At 37.7% G+C, this 19,606-nt stretch carries 22 protein-coding genes; 2 read left to right on the top strand and 20 right to left on the bottom strand.

The features are described from left to right. Positions 1-90: 90 nt before the first annotated feature. Both BM146_RS08485 and BM146_RS08480 read left to right on the top strand, forming a co-directional pair. Positions 91-1,743: a ribonuclease J gene (locus BM146_RS08485; RefSeq protein WP_074887256.1), complete on the top strand. Its 1,653-nt coding sequence runs from the start codon at positions 91-93 to the stop codon at positions 1,741-1,743. A gap of 186 nt (positions 1,744-1,929) precedes the next feature. Further along, positions 1,930-3,648, top strand: a complete 1,719-nt coding sequence (locus BM146_RS08480) for a DUF6044 family protein (protein ID WP_074887251.1) — start codon at positions 1,930-1,932, stop codon at positions 3,646-3,648. A gap of 3 nt (positions 3,649-3,651) precedes the next feature. Here BM146_RS08480 and BM146_RS08475 read toward each other — a convergent pair whose 3' ends face one another. The 20 genes from BM146_RS08475 to ylxM form a co-directional block, all read right to left on the bottom strand. Next, on the bottom strand, positions 3,652-4,017 hold the full coding sequence (locus tag BM146_RS08475; protein WP_074887247.1) for a YraN family protein: 366 nt from the start codon (positions 4,015-4,017) through the stop codon (positions 3,652-3,654). A 39-nt stretch (positions 4,018-4,056) separates the two neighbouring features. Beyond that, positions 4,057-4,353 carry an EscU/YscU/HrcU family type III secretion system export apparatus switch protein gene (locus tag BM146_RS08470; protein WP_074887243.1) on the bottom strand — a complete coding sequence of 99 codons (297 nt, stop codon included), beginning with the start codon at positions 4,351-4,353 and terminating at the stop codon, positions 4,057-4,059. A 2-nt stretch (positions 4,354-4,355) separates the two neighbouring features. Then, positions 4,356-6,200, bottom strand: a complete 1,845-nt coding sequence (locus tag BM146_RS08465) for a flagellar hook-length control protein FliK (protein WP_074887240.1) — start codon at positions 6,198-6,200, stop codon at positions 4,356-4,358. After that, complete coding sequence (locus tag BM146_RS08460) at positions 6,197-6,958, bottom strand: ribonuclease HII (protein WP_074887237.1); 762 nt, start codon at positions 6,956-6,958, stop codon at positions 6,197-6,199. Before BM146_RS08460 ends, BM146_RS08465 begins: the two co-directional genes overlap by 4 nt. Further along, on the bottom strand, positions 6,958-7,491 hold the full coding sequence (lepB, locus tag BM146_RS08455; RefSeq protein ID WP_074887233.1) for a signal peptidase I: 534 nt from the start codon (positions 7,489-7,491) through the stop codon (positions 6,958-6,960). Before lepB (BM146_RS08455) ends, BM146_RS08460 begins: the two co-directional genes overlap by 1 nt. Before the next feature lie 24 nt (positions 7,492-7,515). After that, on the bottom strand, positions 7,516-8,397 hold the full coding sequence (gene ylqF / locus BM146_RS08450; protein WP_074887230.1) for a ribosome biogenesis GTPase YlqF: 882 nt from the start codon (positions 8,395-8,397) through the stop codon (positions 7,516-7,518). Continuing rightward, on the bottom strand, positions 8,394-8,990 hold the full coding sequence (gene lepB / locus BM146_RS08445; protein WP_074887225.1) for a signal peptidase I: 597 nt from the start codon (positions 8,988-8,990) through the stop codon (positions 8,394-8,396). The genes ylqF and lepB (BM146_RS08445) overlap by 4 nt, the downstream gene beginning before the upstream one ends. Positions 8,991-9,068: 78 nt before the next feature. After that, the gene (gene rplS, locus BM146_RS08440) at positions 9,069-9,419 is read right to left on the bottom strand and encodes a 50S ribosomal protein L19 (RefSeq protein ID WP_013280946.1); all 351 of its coding nucleotides are present in this window, start codon (positions 9,417-9,419) and stop codon (positions 9,069-9,071) included. A 168-nt stretch (positions 9,420-9,587) separates the two neighbouring features. After that, positions 9,588-10,013 carry a cytidine deaminase gene (locus BM146_RS08435; RefSeq protein WP_074887222.1) on the bottom strand — a complete coding sequence of 142 codons (426 nt, stop codon included), beginning with the start codon at positions 10,011-10,013 and terminating at the stop codon, positions 9,588-9,590. Between the two features lie 8 nt (positions 10,014-10,021). Then, positions 10,022-10,963 carry an ABC transporter permease gene (locus BM146_RS08430; RefSeq protein ID WP_074887219.1) on the bottom strand — a complete coding sequence of 314 codons (942 nt, stop codon included), beginning with the start codon at positions 10,961-10,963 and terminating at the stop codon, positions 10,022-10,024. Further along, entirely contained in the window at positions 10,963-12,093 is a 1,131-nt protein-coding gene (locus tag BM146_RS08425) for an ABC transporter permease (RefSeq protein WP_074887216.1), read from the bottom strand. The genes BM146_RS08430 and BM146_RS08425 overlap by 1 nt, the downstream gene beginning before the upstream one ends. A 1-nt stretch (position 12,094) precedes the next feature. Further along, a complete protein-coding gene (locus BM146_RS08420; RefSeq protein WP_334292725.1) occupies positions 12,095-13,669 on the bottom strand; it encodes an ABC transporter ATP-binding protein in 1,575 nt (524 codons plus the stop codon). Between the two features lie 67 nt (positions 13,670-13,736). After that, positions 13,737-14,957: a BMP family lipoprotein gene (locus tag BM146_RS08415; protein WP_074887213.1), complete on the bottom strand. Its 1,221-nt coding sequence runs from the start codon at positions 14,955-14,957 to the stop codon at positions 13,737-13,739. Between the two features lie 50 nt (positions 14,958-15,007). Next, positions 15,008-15,784 (bottom strand): uridine phosphorylase, encoded by a 777-nt coding sequence (udp, locus tag BM146_RS08410; RefSeq protein WP_074887210.1) that lies wholly within the window; start codon positions 15,782-15,784, stop codon positions 15,008-15,010. A 75-nt stretch (positions 15,785-15,859) separates the two neighbouring features. After that, positions 15,860-16,372, bottom strand: coding sequence for a ribosome maturation factor RimM (rimM, locus tag BM146_RS08405; RefSeq protein ID WP_074887207.1), 513 nt, complete (start codon positions 16,370-16,372; stop codon positions 15,860-15,862). Position 16,373: 1 nt separating this feature from the next. After that, positions 16,374-17,192, bottom strand: coding sequence for a tRNA (guanosine(37)-N1)-methyltransferase TrmD (gene trmD / locus BM146_RS08400; protein ID WP_074887204.1), 819 nt, complete (start codon positions 17,190-17,192; stop codon positions 16,374-16,376). Positions 17,193-17,281: 89 nt separating this feature from the next. Next, positions 17,282-17,509: a KH domain-containing protein gene (locus tag BM146_RS08395; RefSeq protein ID WP_022773567.1), complete on the bottom strand. Its 228-nt coding sequence runs from the start codon at positions 17,507-17,509 to the stop codon at positions 17,282-17,284. A gap of 47 nt (positions 17,510-17,556) precedes the next feature. Then, complete coding sequence (gene rpsP, locus BM146_RS08390; protein WP_074887202.1) at positions 17,557-17,799, bottom strand: 30S ribosomal protein S16; 243 nt, start codon at positions 17,797-17,799, stop codon at positions 17,557-17,559. Positions 17,800-17,880: 81 nt separating this feature from the next. Further along, positions 17,881-19,251, bottom strand: coding sequence for a signal recognition particle protein (gene ffh, locus BM146_RS08385; RefSeq protein WP_074887199.1), 1,371 nt, complete (start codon positions 19,249-19,251; stop codon positions 17,881-17,883). Continuing rightward, a complete protein-coding gene (gene ylxM, locus BM146_RS08380; protein WP_074887195.1) occupies positions 19,251-19,601 on the bottom strand; it encodes a YlxM family DNA-binding protein in 351 nt (116 codons plus the stop codon). The genes ffh and ylxM overlap by 1 nt, the downstream gene beginning before the upstream one ends. Positions 19,602-19,606 lie beyond the last annotated feature (5 nt).

The raw sequence follows: 19,606 nt of genomic DNA, 5'->3' as shown, positions 1-19,606 counted from the left end.
TTTTCTTCCTCATTAAGTATTTATCGTATTTACACACTTTATCATAATTTGATAAACTCTACCATATAGACAAATCGGGAGCTTAACATAATGAAAGATACAATAAAAATAATTCCCCTTGGCGGGTTTGATAAAATTGGCATGAACATGACTATTATTGAAAGCGATGAATCTATTATCATAGTAGATTGCGGGACCTCTTTTCCACCCAATGACATGCCTGGTATAGACACCTCAATTCCTGATATTTCATACCTTAAAGAACACAAAGAAAAAGTGAAAGGTATAGTTGTAACTCACGGTCACGAAGACCATATAGGTGCAATTCCTTATGTATTGCCCGAACTTGATATTCCAATATATGGAACCCCTCTCACAATTCTTTTAATCGAAGATAAATTAAAGAGATACAATATCAATAAACCCAAAACAAAAGTAATTCGCCAGGGAAATACATTTATTCTTGGAGATTTTAAAATTGAATTTATAAAAACCAACCACAGTATTCCTGACGCTGTTATGCTTGCAATCTACACCGTCGCAGGAATAATCGTATGCACCGGAGATTTCAAAATAGATTTAACTCCTACTATCGGTGACACTACAGATTTACGAAGACTTGCTGCAATTGGTTCAAAGGGGGTCCTTGCTGTTTTAAGCGATAGTACTAACGCCCTCATAAAAGGTTCATCTCCTTCAGAAAATGAAGTAAGTATCTCAATGGACAGACTCTTTAATAATTACAAAAATGAGCGTCTGATCATTGCAACTTTTGCTTCAAACATGGACAGAGTAAGCCAAATAATTGATATTTCTAAGAAATACGGCAGAAAAGTCATCCTTCAGGGCGATGTGATGCTTGAAATCTTTAAATCAGCAGAAAAACTTGGTTATATTTCCCTCCAAAATGATGTTTTAATTGAGCCTGATGAAGCATCCTGCTATAAAGACAGCGAATTAGTATTTCTCACAACCGGAAATCACGGTGAACCTATCAGTTGTCTGTCGGATATAGCAAATGGTCTCAATGAGAATATAAAGATAAAAGAGTCCGATGTGATACTTTTTAGCTCAATTCCAGTGCAGGGTTATGAAAGCATTTTTTCAGAAACAATAAATAGCCTTGAAGAACAGGGTGCCAAAATACTTTTCAGAGATCTTCATGTAACCGGTCACGCATGTATCGAGGAGTTAAAACTAATCTATAATCTGTTAAGTCCCAAATACATAATACCTGCTCATGGTCAATTCAGAATAAGAAATGCCAACAAGGAAATTGCCATATCATGTGGAATACCGGAAGAAAATGTTCTGATGATAAAAAACGGGGACATTTTGAAAATCTCTGAATCTTTTTCTGAAGTTACAGGTTCCATTGAGTTAAAAGAAATACTTGTTGACGGTCTCGGAATAGGCGATATCAGTGGACAGATTCTCTCCGAAAGAAAGGCTATGTCCCAGGCGGGAGTAGTTATCGTTACTCTTTGCTTTTCTCATGGGTCAAAAAGACTCATAGCTCCTCCATCAATAGTAACACAAGGTTTCGTAAACCGCCAAAAATCGGCTTCTCTAATTTTGAAACTGACAGATGATGTTTCCTCAGAAGTCTCCAGAATGATAGCACAGGATATCGATAGTTCCAGATTTGAGACCAACATTAAACGTACATTGCAGGCATCCATTTGGAAAAAGACTATGCGAAAGCCTCTTATAATTGTAAATGTTACTGAAGCTGTGATATAATTTTTTTAAATTGAATTTGCAGTATTACACAGCCAAAGTGGTTAAAGCTTTTATGATGTTACATTATGTCTGGATGATACACCAGAGAATGTTCATCGTGAAAAGAAATGTGAAAAGCAGCAGAATACTTTAATTAGCATATTTAATATGCTTAATTTTTGTATTCTGTTTTTTATTGAGGAAAATATGAAAAAAATTAAATCAAACTGGTATTGGGGAATTGTCATCCTTATTACTGCTATCGAACTTATAACATTCGTTATTGCAGGAAAAAATCACACATATATTGGTGTTCACGATAATCTTGATATTCACATCGCTGATTACCAGATACTAAAACTAAATAACGCTTTCTTTTCGCATAATGTAACTGTACCTTTGCTTGGTGGAATTAATAGAAACTTCCTCCTTTCAGAGTTCTATTTGTATGCTGTTTTATATATGCTGTTTCCTAATTTCACAGCCTATGTCATCGGATATTTTATAAAAATTTTCATTGCCACTTTTTCCGGAATACTACTTGGAAAAGATATATTAAAAGCCAATTACAAGAAAAATGAATGGGCTATTGTACTTGGAAGCTTTATCTATGGCCTTCTTCCACTTTATCCCGCATTTTCTTTTGCCTTTGCGTCTATTCCGCTGCTTATCTATCTCGTAAGAAAAGTAATGGAAAAAAATAAGCTCAAGTACAATATCCTTCTTTTCATTTATCCGACTTTGTCTTATTTCACATTCTTTGGACCATTTATTATAGGCTATATTTTTATCTATTTCCTCTACAGACTGATAAAAGATAAAAAAATAAACGTTCCACTTCTCATAAGCATGATTCTTATTTCGATTTCATTCATTCTTATCGAATACAGACTATTTCTACTGATTTTTGCCGGCAATGAACCAACAATCAGGGATGAAATGGTCATTGAGAACTTTAGCTTCTCCGAGACTCTGTCTACAATAAACAATGTATTTATTAGAAACATGTTCCACTGCGATGATCTTCACAGATTCATTGTTATGCCAATAGTTATCATTTCATTTTTTGTCATAAATTTTATTTTTATAAAAAATAAGAACTACAGAAAGCTTCTTACAGATCCTTTTAATCTTGTACTTTACTTTATTATCTTTAATTGTATTGTATATGGTCTATACTACTGCGAACCAATAAGAACTCTTTTCGAGACTATTTTTTCTCCATTAAAAGGCTGGCAGTTTAACAGAACTGTATTCTTTAATCCCTTTTTGTGGTATCTGGAAATAGTCATCATTTCAATAAAGCTTGCCAAACATTATAAAAAACTTCCTGCTACCATTATGCTTCTGACTATGGTGTCTGTAATTGGCACCCAGTCTTTGTACAATGATTTCTATAACACCATTTATGTAAACGCATGGCAATTGATAAAACATGCCAAATCGGAAACCCTCTCCTATGGAGAATTCTATTCAGCAGATTTATTTGAAGAGATAAAAAATGACATAAACTATGATAACGAATACTCTGTTGCCTATGGTTTTCACCCTGCAGTTTTATCATACAGCGGCATATCAACTCTTGATGGGTGTCTTAGCTACTATTACCAATCCTACAAAGATTCCTTCAGGAAGATTATTGCACCGGCACTTGATGAATCTCTTTCCGCAAGAGAATATTACGATGACTGGGGAGCTAGAGCCTATATTTATTCCGGTACTGTTGATTCTATCTGGTCTCCTTTGAGGACCAAAAATGTAGATGATAAAAGACTCCTTATTGATGTAGATGCCTTTAAAAATTTAAATGGAAAATATATATTTTCAAGAATTGAAATCAGCAATGCTAACGAGCTTGGAATAGAACTTATCGGACAGTACGAAAACGAGACTTCACCTTATAAAATATGGCTATACAGCGTATAAAAGTCATAGCCTATATTGAAATGCATTTTTATACCATTTTATCTCTGCCATTCCCTGTTCACCGCTTATGGCTATGCAGTCATATCTGACAGGAACATCTTCCGAAATGTGATTCAATAAAAGATAGAATTTTGATACATTACAGATCTGTTTTTGTTTAGACAAACCAACGGCGGCCTCAGGGCCGCCATATTTATTGTCTTTTCTATACTTAACTTCTATAAAACAGTAATATCCTTCATCAAAAGCAACAATATCTATCTCACCACTTCTTACCCTGAAATTTCTTTTTAAAATCCTTGCGTTTTGGCTCCTTAAGTACATGCAAGCAAGTTCTTCATACCATGAGCCCATCGTTCTTTTATTCACTACTACTATAAAATATCCTTTTCTTAAAAAATAAATATGCTACTTTTTCGAGCGTTCTTTAGCCTTTATTTTGTCCATAGCATCAACAAAAACAAGTATCTCAGCTACAACTTCATATAGTTCAGGCGGTATCATCTCCCCAATTTCAAGTTTAGAAAGCGTCTCAGCCAATTTATCATCTTCATGAACAGGAATTTTGTTTTCTTTTGCCTGCTCAATTATCTTCTCTGCAAGGACTCCCTTACCTGAAGCAATAACTTTTGGTGCTCCATCCTCATTTGGATCATAGGCAAGGGCCACCGCAGTTTTTGGTTTTTCTTTTTTCTCATAAGACATAATTATGCCCTCGCATCAAATGACGTAGTCGATAATATTGGAGTTTTTGTGACTTCAAACATCTCATCAACAGCAGCATCTTCTCCATCCATGTCATCCTGGAGTTTTAGAATTACATTCATGGAATATCCACGTTTTTCCAGTCTCTCATTCAAAATATGAATATTATCATTTATCAAATCCAAGATTGAATCATCTGACACATAGAAGTTAGTCGTAACTTTCTTCTCAAGCATTTTCACATAAACATCTATAGGCCCCAGATTATCCATATCAAGGTGAAGAACTGCACTTACCGATCCATCTTCACTCATCCTCTTATTCTTGTTTCTATATACATAAAGATCTCCATGAACATTCTGCCCTGCCATCTGAAGTGGAAGTTGTACATATTGGAATATATGATTTAACTGATTCATAAAATCCAGGTTATTAGAAAGGTTATTAAGCGATTGCCCAAGTTTCGTATCAGATAATCCTGAATTATTGACCGTCTCTGCAAGATGCTTAACCTGATTGTTTAATCTTTGATACAGATTTTGAATATTTTCCTTATCTTCAACTTCTGAGGGCTTTAATAGCCATTGTTCAGATATATTTTCTTTTATGATCCTATTATATTCTTCACTTACAAAGAGCTTTTTCCAGGCAGCACTTTCTACTCTATTGGTAAGGTCTGCTTCCTCAAAGCTTTTGGCCAGCTCATTTAAAAGTTCTTTTGAATCAGATGTTAATAGCTTGCTAATACTCTCATCAGAAATACCCAGATTTTTCAGATTATCAATAAATTCATTTGAGAAAATATTCCCCTTTATACTTGCCGTTTCTTTTTCAATTAAATTATTCTGTTTAGAAACATCTATCTCCACCGAAAGATTTTGTTCAGAAGGTACGCTGTTATCAATGATTTCTTTACCGGAATCCGTCATTTTGAGAGAGGCTTCATTCTCGAAAACCACATCTCCCATAACAATAGCACTATTATTTGACGTTGCCTCTTTAACCATTCCCTGCAATGTCTCAGCATTTTCCTGTTCCTGCAACGCAACTGGATTTTCATTTGTTTGCAATACTGTTGGGTTTTTCGGCCCCTGCAAAGAGCTTGGATTTTCCTGCGTCTGCAAAGCCATTGGACTTTCCTGAGTCTGTATAGCAGTTGGATTTTCCTTGCCAAAAAGCTTTAATACAGAGCCATACAGATTCATGGCTTTCGTCTCTTTTCCATCTGACATCAGCATATTAAATGTATCCGGAAGGGCGTTCATAATATCCTCCATCTCATTTACTACCTGATGTTCATAGCTTTTGTAGCTCTCAAAACCATTTATGTTATTATCATTTATTGGAATATTCAGACTTTTCATCTCAACTAAAGTTGAAACCGATGTATCAGAGAACAAGTTTAAATTCTTGCTCATTTCCTGCAAAGATGCTTTATCGATTGGAAGTCCTGCTTCCATCATATCTTTTACCATCTGAACATTTTCAGGGGTAGTCTCAAGTCCGGCAGCAGTCAAAGCCTTAATAGTGCTTTGAATAGCCGTAGTGTTTTCATAAAGAGGCATAATGGTAACTGCCTTAGAACTTAGACCTTTTACTGCAAACTGCAGGCTTTGACCTTCTTTAAGATCCATCCCATCCTGAAGTTTAGCTGAAATCTCATAACCGGATACATTTATACTAACCATCTTTCCGTCGGTGGTATCATTTACAGACATAACCATTCCCTGAATGACAGAACCATTTTTCAGGTTTAAAGCCTCTCCCTGTCCCTGTGGGACTTGGAGGCTGCTACCATTCAGAACTATAGGCTGATTTGATTGTGATACGCTGGAAATACCACTCATACGAAATTACCTATAAACGACCTTCTGTGTATTGGACAAGGACCATATTTTTTTAGGGCTTCAATGTGGTCCTGACTTCCATAGCCTTTATTGGAATCAAAGAAATACTCAGGATACTTTTTTGCTTCTTCTTTCATTATCCTGTCCCTTGTAACCTTAGCCACTATACTGGCTGCAGCTATAGAGATACTCTTTGCATCGCCCTTAATTATGGATACCTGATTATATTCATCAAGCCCGTCAAGGTGTACTGCATCTATCAAAAGAGTTGCCGGCTTTACCTTAAGGTTTTTCACTGCAAAAACCATAGCTTCTTTCGTTGCATTTAAGATATTTATCTCATCGATTCTTTCAGGCGAATTACATCCGATGCTGACAGAAAGAGCCTTATCCATTATTACATCATAAAGCTCTTCTCTCTTTTTTTCGGATAATTTCTTAGAATCATTAATATACAAAATATCACAATCAGGAGGAAGAACTACAGCTGCTGTATATACAGGCCCAGCCAAAGGCCCTCTTCCCACTTCATCAATTCCGCAGATAGGCCCCAAATAAGCATATTCTTTCTCATATTTTTTCATTTCTTCTATTCGGGCTATTTCTTTTTCAAGAGCCTTTAATTTCTTTTCAGCTGATTCTACGAGCTTTTTTACGCCAGCCCTCTCATCAGATGAATACTCATTAATAAAAGAAATAAACTCTTCCCTTGTTGCTGCAAGTTGCAACGCTGCCTTAATATCTGTCATTGAACCCATTAGTTTATGCTCCCGAATTTAGAAAATGGAAAAATACGAATGAAGGCTCTGCCCGTAATATCAGCTTTATTGATACTACCAACAGAAATATCCCTGCTATCCATGCTGTGATTTCTGTTATCACCCATGACGAAATACTCGTCTTCGCCAAGGACAACTTCCGTCTCAGCCCTGCCCGGATCAAGTATAATCTCGGCGCCATAGCCTTCTTTTAAGATCTCACCATTAACATAAATATTTCCATCATAATCAATCCTTATGCTCTCACCAGGAAGACCAATTATTCTTTTTATAAAAAACTGGTCATTGCCATACTGATATGGAAAAACTATGATATCAAACCTTTTTGGATCATTGAATCTATAGGATACCTTTTCAATAAGAAGCGAATCGCCGTCCTGAAGTGTTGGTTCCATCGATTGACCACTTACCTCGGTTCTTTGCATAACAAAGGTAATAAATAGAAATGTCAAAAGAAAAATGACTGCCAGATAAATTATTGTGCTTAATAGTTCTTTAAGAAACTTCTTCATAACATTCGCCCATCATATTTTAGTTTATTGTTCATTTGGTCTTTCAAGAGATATTTTGCCAAGTCTTCCATTTCTGAAATCATCTAAAAGAAGAGCTGCCGCTCTTGAGATATCCGGATTGCCACCTGAAAGAAGACACTTTCTGTTTATGGCAATTGCTGATAAAACTCTGCTTGCCGGAGTAGAATACTGATCCTCTTCAAGCTCTGCAAGCTGCTCTTTAGTAATACTATATTTTTCAAAAATGGCTTCTGGATAATTCTTTTCAAGATTCTTGATCAGTTCACATGCAAGCTCTGCAACATCAAGATTTTCATCATTCATAGACCCGATAAGTGCAAGCCTAAACCCTACCTGTTCATCCTCAAACTTAGGCCACAGGATACCGGGAGTATCTAAAAGCTGCATGCTCTTACTAAGTGTGATCCACTGTTTTCCTTTAGTAACACCAGGCTTATTACCGGTTTTTGCAGAAGCCTTGCCGGCAAGCTTGTTTATAAATGTTGACTTACCAACATTAGGAATTCCTGCGACCATTGCTCTTATAGGTCTGCCAACAATTCCTCTCTTTTTATCTCTCTCAATCTTTTCGGCACAAGCTTTCTGAACCAGATCCTTAACTTTACCTGCTTCATTACCTGTCTTGGAGTTCATCTCCATTACAAATAAGCCCTGATTCTCATAGAACTCTTTCCACTTTTTTGTCACCAGACTATCAGCCAGATCGGACTTATTCAAAACTATAAGTCTGAACTTGTTTTTTCCAAGTTCATCAATATCAGGGTTTCTGGATGCCGCCGGAATCCTGGCGTCTACCACTTCAATTATTATATCGATCAGTTTAATGTTTTCCTGCATCATCCTGATTGCTTTTGTCATATGACCAGGATACCATTGTAAATTCATTCTAAAATAAAACCTCCGCTGTTATCATTACCAGCAAGTTTAAACCAAACTTTGCCAATTATCATATTGGTCTTAACAATACCAATATTGGCACTTCTCGAGTCTTCACTACTATTTCTGTTATCGCCAAGGACAAAATATTCTCCGCTTCCAAGCTTAATCTCATTGGCAGCAATCCCTGCATCTTCCATTTTATCATATATTTCATCAGTATCTTCAGTTTTTTCGCCGTTTACATATAAATATCCATCGATTATCTGAACTTTGTCACCGGAAGTTGCTACAACTCTTTTAACATAGTAATGAGAATTAGCATTGCCATTTGGTAGAAAAGCTATGATATCTCCTATTGAAGGTCGCAATATCTTAAACTGAAGTCTGTTCACCAAAACCACCTGTCCATTTGCCAGGGTCGGTGTCATAGAATCTCCAATATTTGTAACCTGCATTCCAAATGCCATTACAAATACAAATGCCAAAAAGACCGCAATAACTGTTACAAAGAGCCACGAAAAGATCTCATGAAGCATTCTGGGTGTAATTATCTTTTTCTTAGGATTTAGATAAAGATTTCTTTTTTTCTTCCTGAACATATTAATCCTCAATCTGGCATGGATTGTAAGTAAAGAAAAAGGCAATTACTAAAAAGTAACTGCCTTTTAACTAACAACTTATCTGGTAACAAGTTCCTTAACTTTTGCCTTCTTACCTGTGAGACCCTTAAGGTAGTTAAGCTTAGCTCTTCTAACCTTACCTCTTCTGATAACCTCAACCTTCTCAACGATAGGTGAGTGAAGTGGCCAAGTCTTCTCAACGCCAACACCATAAGACTCTTTTCTTACTGTGAATGTTGTGCGGTTGCTACCACCCTGAATCTTCTTAACAGTTCCTTCAAAAACCTGTACTCTTTCACGGTTTCCTTCTTTGATCTTAGCGTGTACTCTTACAGTATCACCAGTGTGGAACTGAGGTGCATTTGCATTAAGCTGCTCCTTCTCGAGCTCTTCGATAATTGTACTCATATCTTTTCTCCTATTCTATGGACGTTCTTAATATGTAATCCTACAGAATCAGCTACATTCTGACTCTTAATCATAACAGAGGACCGTCTGATTTTCACAACGTATTATAATATAACACAAAATATGTTAATACGTCAACAAAATGATTCAAATCAACAGTAATTTTACTTACTTTTTAATAAGATTTGATGGGCCAAATCTATCTGGGAGAATCTCAGTTAATGTATACATCCTGTACTCCTCAGTAGATTTTGCAACAATAACTATAAAATCATCATCACAAAACTCACTCATTACTTGTCTGCAAACTCCACATGGAGGACAATATTCAAGTTCTGTTGCATTTGCCGGACCGCCCACAATTGCTATTGCCTTAAATGTGAGAACTCCCTCACTTACTGCTTTAAAAAAAGCTGTTCTCTCAGCACAATTAGTTGGCGTATAAGAAGCATTTTCAATATTGCATCCCGTAAAAATCCTATCATCCGCACTTAACAGCGCTGCTCCAACGTTGAAGTGAGAATATGGAGTATAAGAAAAATTTCTCATATCCAAAGCTTTTTCTATTAATTCTTTAATTTGTGTTTCTTTCATACTATATATCACCTTGATCCCTTATCATAAGGAATTCCTTCTGCCTTAGGTGCTCTTGAGTTAGCAGATGTAAATGCAAGTACTGCAAGAGAAATGATATAAGGCATCATATTATAAACAGAGCTCGGAATATTGAGCGCTGCCAAAAAATCAAATCCTGAATAAACATTGGAAAGAGCTCTAAAGAACCCGAACAACAAAGCTGCAAGTCCAATATTAAGAGGCTTCCACTGTCCAAAAATCATAACAGCTAGAGCAAGGAATCCGAAACCGGCAACACCGTTTTCAAACTTCCACTCACTTACTCCTGCTGTGATATAAACAATACCACCGATTCCTGCAAGCATTCCTGAAATAAGAACACCTGACCAACGCATTTTATAAACATTGATTCCCACACTGTCAGCAGCCTGAGGATGCTCACCGCAGGCCATAAGTCTTAATCCAAATCTTGTCTTATAGAGAATAACATAAGCTGCTATCAAAGCTATAAGAGCCACAAGCATGAACCAGTTAAACTGGAAGCTTCCAATATTAACAACAAGAGCCTTCTTAGAAGCTACATACTGAACAGTTGATGATACATTATCAGGATTCTCAGCAATATTAATAGTCTTAACAATGACTGTTGCAGCAGCTGCAGCAAGCATGTTAAGAGCCGTTCCTACAAGTGTCTGATCTGCCTTGAAATTGATACAGGCAAAAGCCAAAAGCACCGAGTATAATACTCCGCATAAGGTTGAAGCCAAAAGTACTGCAATAACAATAATTATAGCAGGAAGCGAAGGTGAAATAACTTTTAATGTAAGCGCTCCACCTAAGGCACCCATTACCATGATTCCTTCAAGTCCAAGGTTAATAACACCAGAATGCTCTGAAAAACATCCACCAAGAGCAACCAGGATAAGTACTGATGAAAATAATAATGTGTATTGAAGAAGTAATACCATTATTTATTACCTCCTTCTCTCTTTTCCTTGCTGGCTCTTATTCTGCTGTTTAAGAAGAACTTAAAGAAGAGAACAAATCCGCAGAGGTAGATAATTATTGAGGATATAAAATCTGAAATCTGTGATGGATATACATTTTTATCAAGATATGAACCACCACTTGTAATGTGCTGAATAAAATATGAAGCAAAAATTGTTCCTATAGGATCAAGACCTCCAAGGAATGTAGCTGCAATACCATTAAAGCCCATTCCCGGAACAGATGACTGAGTTACAGACCACTGCTCATATCCTGTAAGGAAAAGGAACGCTGCCCCAAGACCTGCAAGGCCACCACCAATGAAAAGCGTAAGGATTACATTCTTTTTCTCTTTCATTCCACTGTACTTTGCAGCATCTTTTGCAATACCTGTTGCTTTTATTTCATAACCAAATACAGTCATGCTCAAAACAACTTTAAGTATAATTGCAATTAAAATCGCTAAAGGAATAGCAATTGTAACATACTTATTGTTTGAAAAGAGCTTTTCAAGTCCGAGTGAAGGAATAATAGCAGAAGGATTGGTATTTGCAAGTGAAAGTGTATAAGGACTTGAAACCTCTTTTACGCCTCCAAGAAGCATATTAACTGTATATAAGCCAATCCAGTTAAGCATAATTCCTGAAATAACTTCATTAACGTTAAGATAAGCCTTCAAAAGACCAACGATAATTCCAAAAACACCGCCTGCAACAAGTGCTGCAAGAATACATGCGTACCATGGAAGTCCAAAACCAAGTGCAAAATAAAGTGATGCACCCGCTCCGGCCACATACTGACCTGCAGCTCCAATATTGAAAAGGCCTGCCTGATAGCAGAACTGAATTGATAAAGCGCACATAAGAAGTGGTGCAGCCTTAACAAGCGTATTTCCAAGATATTTAAGAGCAGCAGCCTTGGATGGATATGTAAAATAATTCTTAATAATTGTAATAATAGCCTCTGTAGCTCCAACTGGGTTGATGATAAGAAGTGCTATATATCCTATCAATAGTCCAATAACTATACAAAGTAATGATGCAGTTATAGACTGGACTGCCGGCTTTGAGAAAAAGCTTTCTTTTTCAATTTTATTGTTCTTTCCAGCCATTTTAAGCTCCAGCCTCCTTTCTTTTAGCTCCTGCCATATATAGACCAAGCTCTTCAGGAGTCGTCTTTTTCGGATCAAACTCTCCTACAATCTCGCCTTCATACATAACAAGAATTCTGTCTGATATACTCATAACTTCTTCCAATTCAAGAGAAACTAAAAGAACTGCATGTCCCTCGTCTCTTCTGGCAATAAGCTGTTTGTGAATATATTCAATCGCTCCTACATCAAGGCCTCTCGTAGGCTGAACTGCAATCAGAAGATCCGGGTCTTTATCAATTTCTCTGGCAATAATAGCTTTCTGCTGGTTGCCGCCTGACATACTCCTTGCAATTGTAGGAGCCCCCTGACCTGATCTGATATCATACTGATCAATTAGCTTTTCAGCATATTTATTTATCTCACCTTTTTTAAGAAATCCCTTTGAGCTAAACTGAGGTTCAAAATATCTCTGAAGCACAAGGTTATAGGCAAGTGAATAGTCCATAACAAGACCATGTTTATGTCGGTCTTCAGGAATATGACTCATTCCGCTAAGAGATCTCTCCCTGATAGATGCATGCGAAATGTCTTTTCCGGAAAGTGTGATCTTACCTGAAGTAATATTTTCAAGCCCAGACAAGCCATAAACAAGCTCTGTCTGCCCATTTCCGTCAATCCCGGCTATACATACGATTTCCCCTGATCTGACATCAAAAGAAACATTCTTAACCGCATTATTATGATGAAGTTTGGATGGTACAGTCATATTCTCAACATGAAGAATAACATCCCCCGGCGTCTTATCTTCCTTGGTTGCGACAAGCTGTACATCTCTACCGATCATCATACGGCTGAGCTCTTCCTGATTAGTGTCAGCAATATTAACAGTTCCAATGTACTTACCACGTCTAAGTACAGTGCATCTGTCTGCAACAGACATAATCTCAGCAAGCTTGTGAGAAATAAAGAGAATTGACTTACCCTCTTTTGCAAGATTTCTCATGATCTGCATAAGTTCATCAATTTCTGCAGGAGTTAAAACAGCTGTAGGCTCATCAAAAATAAGAATATCATTCTCTCTGTAGAGCATCTTAAGAATTTCAGTTCTCTGCTGCATTCCTACGGTAATATCCTCAATCTTTGCATCAGGATCTACCTTAAGACCATATTTGTCAGAAAGCTCCAAGATTCTCTTTCTTGCTACATCTTTCTGTAAGAATCCATGTTTTGTTGTCTCCACCCCAAGAATGATGTTATCAAGAACAGTAAAGCACTGAACAAGTTTGAAGTGCTGATGAACCATTCCTATTCCAAGGTCATTGGCATCATTAGGATTGTTGATAGTAACAACCTTACCATCCTTTTTAATTGTCCCCTCTTCTGCCTGATAAAGGCCGAACAAAACGCTCATGAGTGTTGACTTACCAGCACCATTTTCCCCTAAAAGAGCGTGTATTTCACCTTTTTTAAGCTGAATAGTAACATTGTCGTTCGCAATTATTCCAGGGAAACGCTTTGTAATACCCAGCATTTCAATAGCATACGCGCTTTCTAAAGCCACCTTCTTTTTCCTCCTACCAATATTTATCACCATTTGACTGGTAAAAAGAGACCGAAAGTTTTGAGGCTTCCGGTCCCTGAACTTCATACTGAAGTAATTATTACTTAATATTGCCCTGGAAGTTGATCTTTACATTCTCTGCTGTAGGCTCAGCTGCTGTTGTATCGTTAGATACTGTTACAGCGCCGCTTACCATATCAGCAACGAGCTTCTTGTAATCATCAACTGTGAAAGATTCTGTCCAAATTGTTGTATCTTCTGGAAGACCAACATAGTTAAGTGATGTGTCATCGCCAGAAACAAGACCAAGGTTAAGAATCTTGCCGGCATAAGAATCCCACTGACCATCTCTGATAGCAGCAAGAAGTGTGTTAACTGTAGCCTGAAGGCCCTTCATAGCTGAAGTAACAGTCATACCTGCTTCAAACATTCCATCGATAGTCTTTGACTGGTCAACGTCAACACCGATAACTTTTCCGCCAACCTTGCCTGCAGCCTCACCAGCTGATGTGAAGATACCGCCACCACAAGCGAATACTACCTGTGTACCGCCCTGATACCATGTATCCATAGCAGCTGTGATATCTGAATCGCCGTAGAACTGGTTACCATATGCATAGTTGATAGAAACGTCAGCACCAAGCTCCTTTGCAGCAGCGTCAGCACCCTGAACGAAGCCATAGCCATAACGGATAACAGCAGGAACAGCCATACCGCCAAGGAAACCAAGCTGTGTATAGCCCATCTTTACTGCAGCATAACCAGCCATGTATCCAGGAAGCTCTTCCTGATATACTGCTGAGAATACATTAGGATATGTCTCTGAATTGAAATCAGATCCCTCACCCTCAAGGTCATACTCAGAAACATCAAGAGCAACAAACTTAACATCCGGATACATATCAGCTGTCTCATTAATAGCCTCTGCAAATGCATATCCAGGCATTACGATTACATTGTAACCATCGGATACAGCCTTATCGATCATAGCAACTCTTTCAGCTGTTGAATCGCCTTCTGGCTTGTAGTAAGTAAACTCAGCATTATTTGCTTCAGCAAATGCCTTACAAGCCTCATAAGTAGACTGGTTAAAAGACTGGTCTGTGATATCGCCATAGTCTGTTACCATAGCAATCATCATCTTGTCTCCAGCTTCTGCTGTCTCAGTTGCTGTCTCCTGAGTTGTTTCAGTAGCCTGTGTTTCCTGAGTAGCCTCAGTTGTCTCTGTTGTTTCTGTTGTTGTAGTAGCTGTCTGACCACATGCTACAAGTGAAGAAACCATTGTTGCAGCCATAAGTACTGCTAAAAATTTCTTTTTCATAATCTTCCTCCATTTTTTGATTTATGAAAACTATATATGATAAACCCCTTTCAGGCCTTATCCGAAGCAATGAGTCTTCTTATAGCCTCAATGGTTGTACCATACACTTTATCCATTTCATGTACTTGAGGATTAGAAAGACCTTTTTTAGCTCGCTCCTGGTTTGCAACAACAAGTAAAACAGCACCAGTACGAAGTCTTAAATAACTGCCTACAATAAACAGAGTTGAGCTCTCCATTTCAGAACAAAGAGCACCACATTTTATCCAAGCATCCCATTTATACAAAAGTTCAGGTCCGACAGGCTTCGTTTCAGGCTCATGCTGTCCAAAGAAAGAATCCTTGCACTGAGCAACGCCTACATGATAACTGGCCCCGACTTTTTTGGCCCCTTCAACTAAAGCATTTACAACTTCAAAGGAAGCAACTGCAGGATACTCAATTGGAGCATACTCTTTAGATGTACCTTCAGCTCTTATAGCACCAGATGCAATAACTATATCTCCGCCAATTACATCATCCTGCATTCCACCTGAAGTACCCATTCTGATAAATGTATCTGCACCACATTTTGCAAGTTCTTCTATACAAATTGCAGTAGAAGCCCCACCGATACCATGGGAAATAACACTTACCTTTTCTCCATCCAAATATCCTGTGTAGCAGTTGTATTCTCTATTGTACGCAACAAACTTGGGATTATCCAACAATTTGGAAATAGATTCACAACGTCCCGGATCTCCTGTAAGAATAACATATCTCCCGACATCTCCCGGAGCTACGTGTGTATGATATTGGTACCCAGCACCTTCTGTATAATCAACCATTACTTTTCCTCACAATCCTAGTAAAAAACTAACACATATAATTATAGTTTATTTGACAATAAAAGTCATCAGGATTTACATAAGTCCATCCATAACATGTATAATAATTCTTTTTTTCGTTAAATCTATTTCTTTTATACAATCTTTTATAGCAGGAATATAAACATTCTCGCCGCCATCTGCCCTTTTCATCTCATATACATCATTTGCACCTGTCTGAATAACATCCGTTACACTCCCCAGAACGTTACCATCCTCATCGACTATATCAAGACCAATAAGATCTGCGCAATAATACTCTCCCGGATTCAATTTAAGAGCATCTTTTCTTTCTATAGTAAGCTCGCATCCCTTGAATTTTTCAACTTCGTTAATATTGTTAAACTGTTTAAATTTAACAATGACAAATTTCTTGAAAAATCTTGCACTCTGAACATCGAGCTCTATCTCTTCGCCTCTCAAAGTATGAAGCGTAACTTTCTTTAGTTTCTTAAATCTGTTCGGGTCTTCTGTTGTAGGAAATACATTAACTTCACCAGAAAGACCATGTGTAGAAGCTATCACACCAACCTGAAATGTTTCTGTCATATCATTCTCCATCTTTTAAATCATCATTACTATCATATGCAACAATCTCATTAAGCATTGCATCTTCAGTAGTCTTACGTCTTTTTCTCTTCTTTTTTTCAGGCTTTGGCGGATTTTCTACAAGCCATTTTTCATAAAGATCAGGGCGCCTTTCTTTTGTCCTAATGACAGACTGCTCAAGTCTCCATTTATCAACCTTTTTGTGATCTCCAGATAAAAGAATCGAAGGAACTTTCTTCCCCATCCATTCCTCCGGCCTTGAATACTGAGGATACTCAAGAAGATTATTATGAAAGCTCTCTGTAAGAGCAGACTCATCATTATTTAGAACACCGGGAACAAGCCTTGAGATTGCATCTATCATGACCATTGCAGGAAGTTCTCCACCTGTAAGGACATAATCTCCGATTGAAATATAGTCAGTAACAATCTCTTCTAAAACTCTCTCATCAACGCCTTCATAATGACCGCATAAAAAAACAAGATCATCCTCTTTTGAAAGTTCCTGAGCTTTTTTCTGATCAAATACGCATCCCTGAGGAGTAACATAAATGACTCTTGGAGACTTTCCGCCACTTTCGATAATCTTGTTCTTGATATCTATAAAACAATCATAAATAGGCTGTGCCTGCATAAGCATACCAGCACCGCCACCATATGTATAATCGTCAACCTTGTGATGTTTGAGATCATTAGAATAATCTCTTATATTTACAGCATTAAAAGAAATATATCCCTTATTTTCAGCTCTTCCAGTGATACTGTTAGAAAGAGATGCCTGAATCATTTCGGGAAACAATGTCATGATGTGAAAATTCATCTTATATCCTACTAAAAGTATAAACAAAAATGCTTATTTTAAATTTGAGTCGAACTGGAATAACACCAATTCGACTCAATATATTTGGCTTAAACTATTTCTACGTCTACCTTAAGGTTTTCTCTGGTAGAAGCAGCCTTTACAACAGCTCTGATTGCTTTAGCAATACGCCCCTGTTTGCCAATTACCTTGCCCATGTCTGAAGGTGCAACATGAAGCTCGATCATAATATTACGCCCCTCTGCCTTCTCAGTCACAACGACTTCTTCAGGATTATCAACGAGCGATTTTGCGATTACTTCAACTAACTCTTTCATTGATTAACCTCCGGCACAAGTAATTAAAATTTATAATTCAAGTTTTATTACTTGATACCAGCCTGCTTAAGAAGCTTTGCTACAGATTCTGTAGGCTGTGCACCATTTGAAAGCCACTTCTTCGTGAGTTCTTCATTGAACTTAACTGTGCTAGGATCTGTGTTAGGATCGTATGTTCCGATCTCCTCGATGAACTTACCCTGTACAGGGAACTTTGAATCAGAAACGATGATTCTGTAGAAAGGAACCTTCTTCTTACCAATTCTCTTTAATCTGATCTTTACTGCCATTTTAAATTTCCTCCGTAAATGAATAAAAAATAAATAATATTGTATTTATATGGATAAACCAGCTATTTGCTGAATCACATATCAAAAGAACTTTTTGCCTCCGAAGCCTCCGAAAGGATTACCAAACTTACCAAATCCTCTCTTTCCACCCATAAGACCAGGCATCTGCTTCATCATCTTCTGCATTTGTTCAAACTGCTTTATAAATCGGTTTACATCTGCAATGTCATTACCTGAGCCCTTTGCAATCCTAAACTTCCTCTGTGGACTCATAAGCTTTGGATTTCTTCGTTCTTCAGGAGTCATTGAAAGGACAATTGCTTCAATCCTTGCGAGCTGTTTTTCATCAGGGAGCTGATCATCACTGATCTTACCCATTCCCGGGAGCATCCCCATTATGGAAGCAAGTCCTCCCATGTTACGCATCTGTTTCATGCTCTCAAGATACATTTCGAAGTCAATCTTGCCCTTCTTCATCTTGGAGACCATCTCACGGTCTTTCTCAGCATCACGCTCTGCGTTTGCTTCAACTGCCTTATCGATAAGACTTAGCACATCTCCCATTCCAAGGATACGGCTTGCCATTCGATCCGGATAAAACTGTTCGAGGTCAGATAACTTCTCACCCATACCAACGAAAAGTATAGGTTTTCCAGTAACTGCCTTGGTCGAAAGAGCTGCACCACCTCTAGAGTCACCATCCATCTTAGAAAGAATGATTCCATTGATGCCAACTTTTTCGTTAAACTGTTCAGCAACGTTAACCGCTTCCTGACCAGTCATGGCATCAACAACCAAAAGCGTATGATGCACTGTAACAGCATCCTTTATGTCTCTTAGCTCTTTCATCATCGCTTCATCAATCTGAAGACGACCGGCTGTATCTAAAATCACAACATTATGACCATGTTCTTTTGCATAGTCCATTGCGGATTTAGCAATTTTAACAGAGCTTACATCAGTGCCCATTGAAAAGAAATCAACTTCCTGCTTTTTAGCATTAACCTCTAACTGATCAATAGCAGCAGGCCTGTATATATCGCAGGCTACAAGCAAAGGTTTCCTTTTACCTTTAAGTTTTCCGGCAAGTTTTGCAGCAGTAGTTGTTTTACCTGCACCCTGAAGGCCGCACATCATGATAACAGTTATATACTTGCTATCCTGAAGCATAAGCTCTGTGGTTTCAGACCCCATAAGCTTAGTCATCTCTTCATTAACAATCTTGACTACCATCTGGGCAGGATTAAGACCGTTTAAAACTTCCTCTCCAACAGCTCTTTCCTGAACAGATGAAACAAACTGTTTAACAACTTTGAAATTAACATCTGCCTCTAAAAGAGCCATTTTAACTTCTTTTAAAGCTGCCTTAACGTCATCTTCAGTTAATGTTCCCTTGCTGCGGAGCCCTTTAAAGGCATCCTGCAATTTATCGGTAAGACTCTCAAAAGCCATTAGTTACTAAGCTCCTCTAAAATTCTGTCGGATATACTGCCAAGCCTCTTTCGAAGTTCATCATCTGACATATCTCCGTAATTATCAGAAACATTTTTTAGCTCTTTAGCACTCTCTTTGATAGCTTCAAATCTTCGTATCATGTGAAGCTTATCCTCATATCCCTGCAATGTCCTGGTACATCTCTTGATAAGGTCATGTACTCCCTGCTTACTGATACCATGCTCATCAGCGATCTCGGTAAGTGACATATCATCATATACAGCAGCTTCATAAACCTGTCTCTGATGATCAGTCAAAAGCTCGCCATAAAAATCATATAGAAGACCCTGTTCTACGATTTTCTCCATGATAT

This window comes from Butyrivibrio proteoclasticus, assembly GCF_900115735.1.
Classification (GTDB): domain Bacteria; phylum Bacillota; class Clostridia; order Lachnospirales; family Lachnospiraceae; genus Butyrivibrio; species Butyrivibrio proteoclasticus_B.
Note: the sequence above shows the minus strand (reverse complement) of the source record. Positions and strands in the feature narration are given on the sequence as shown.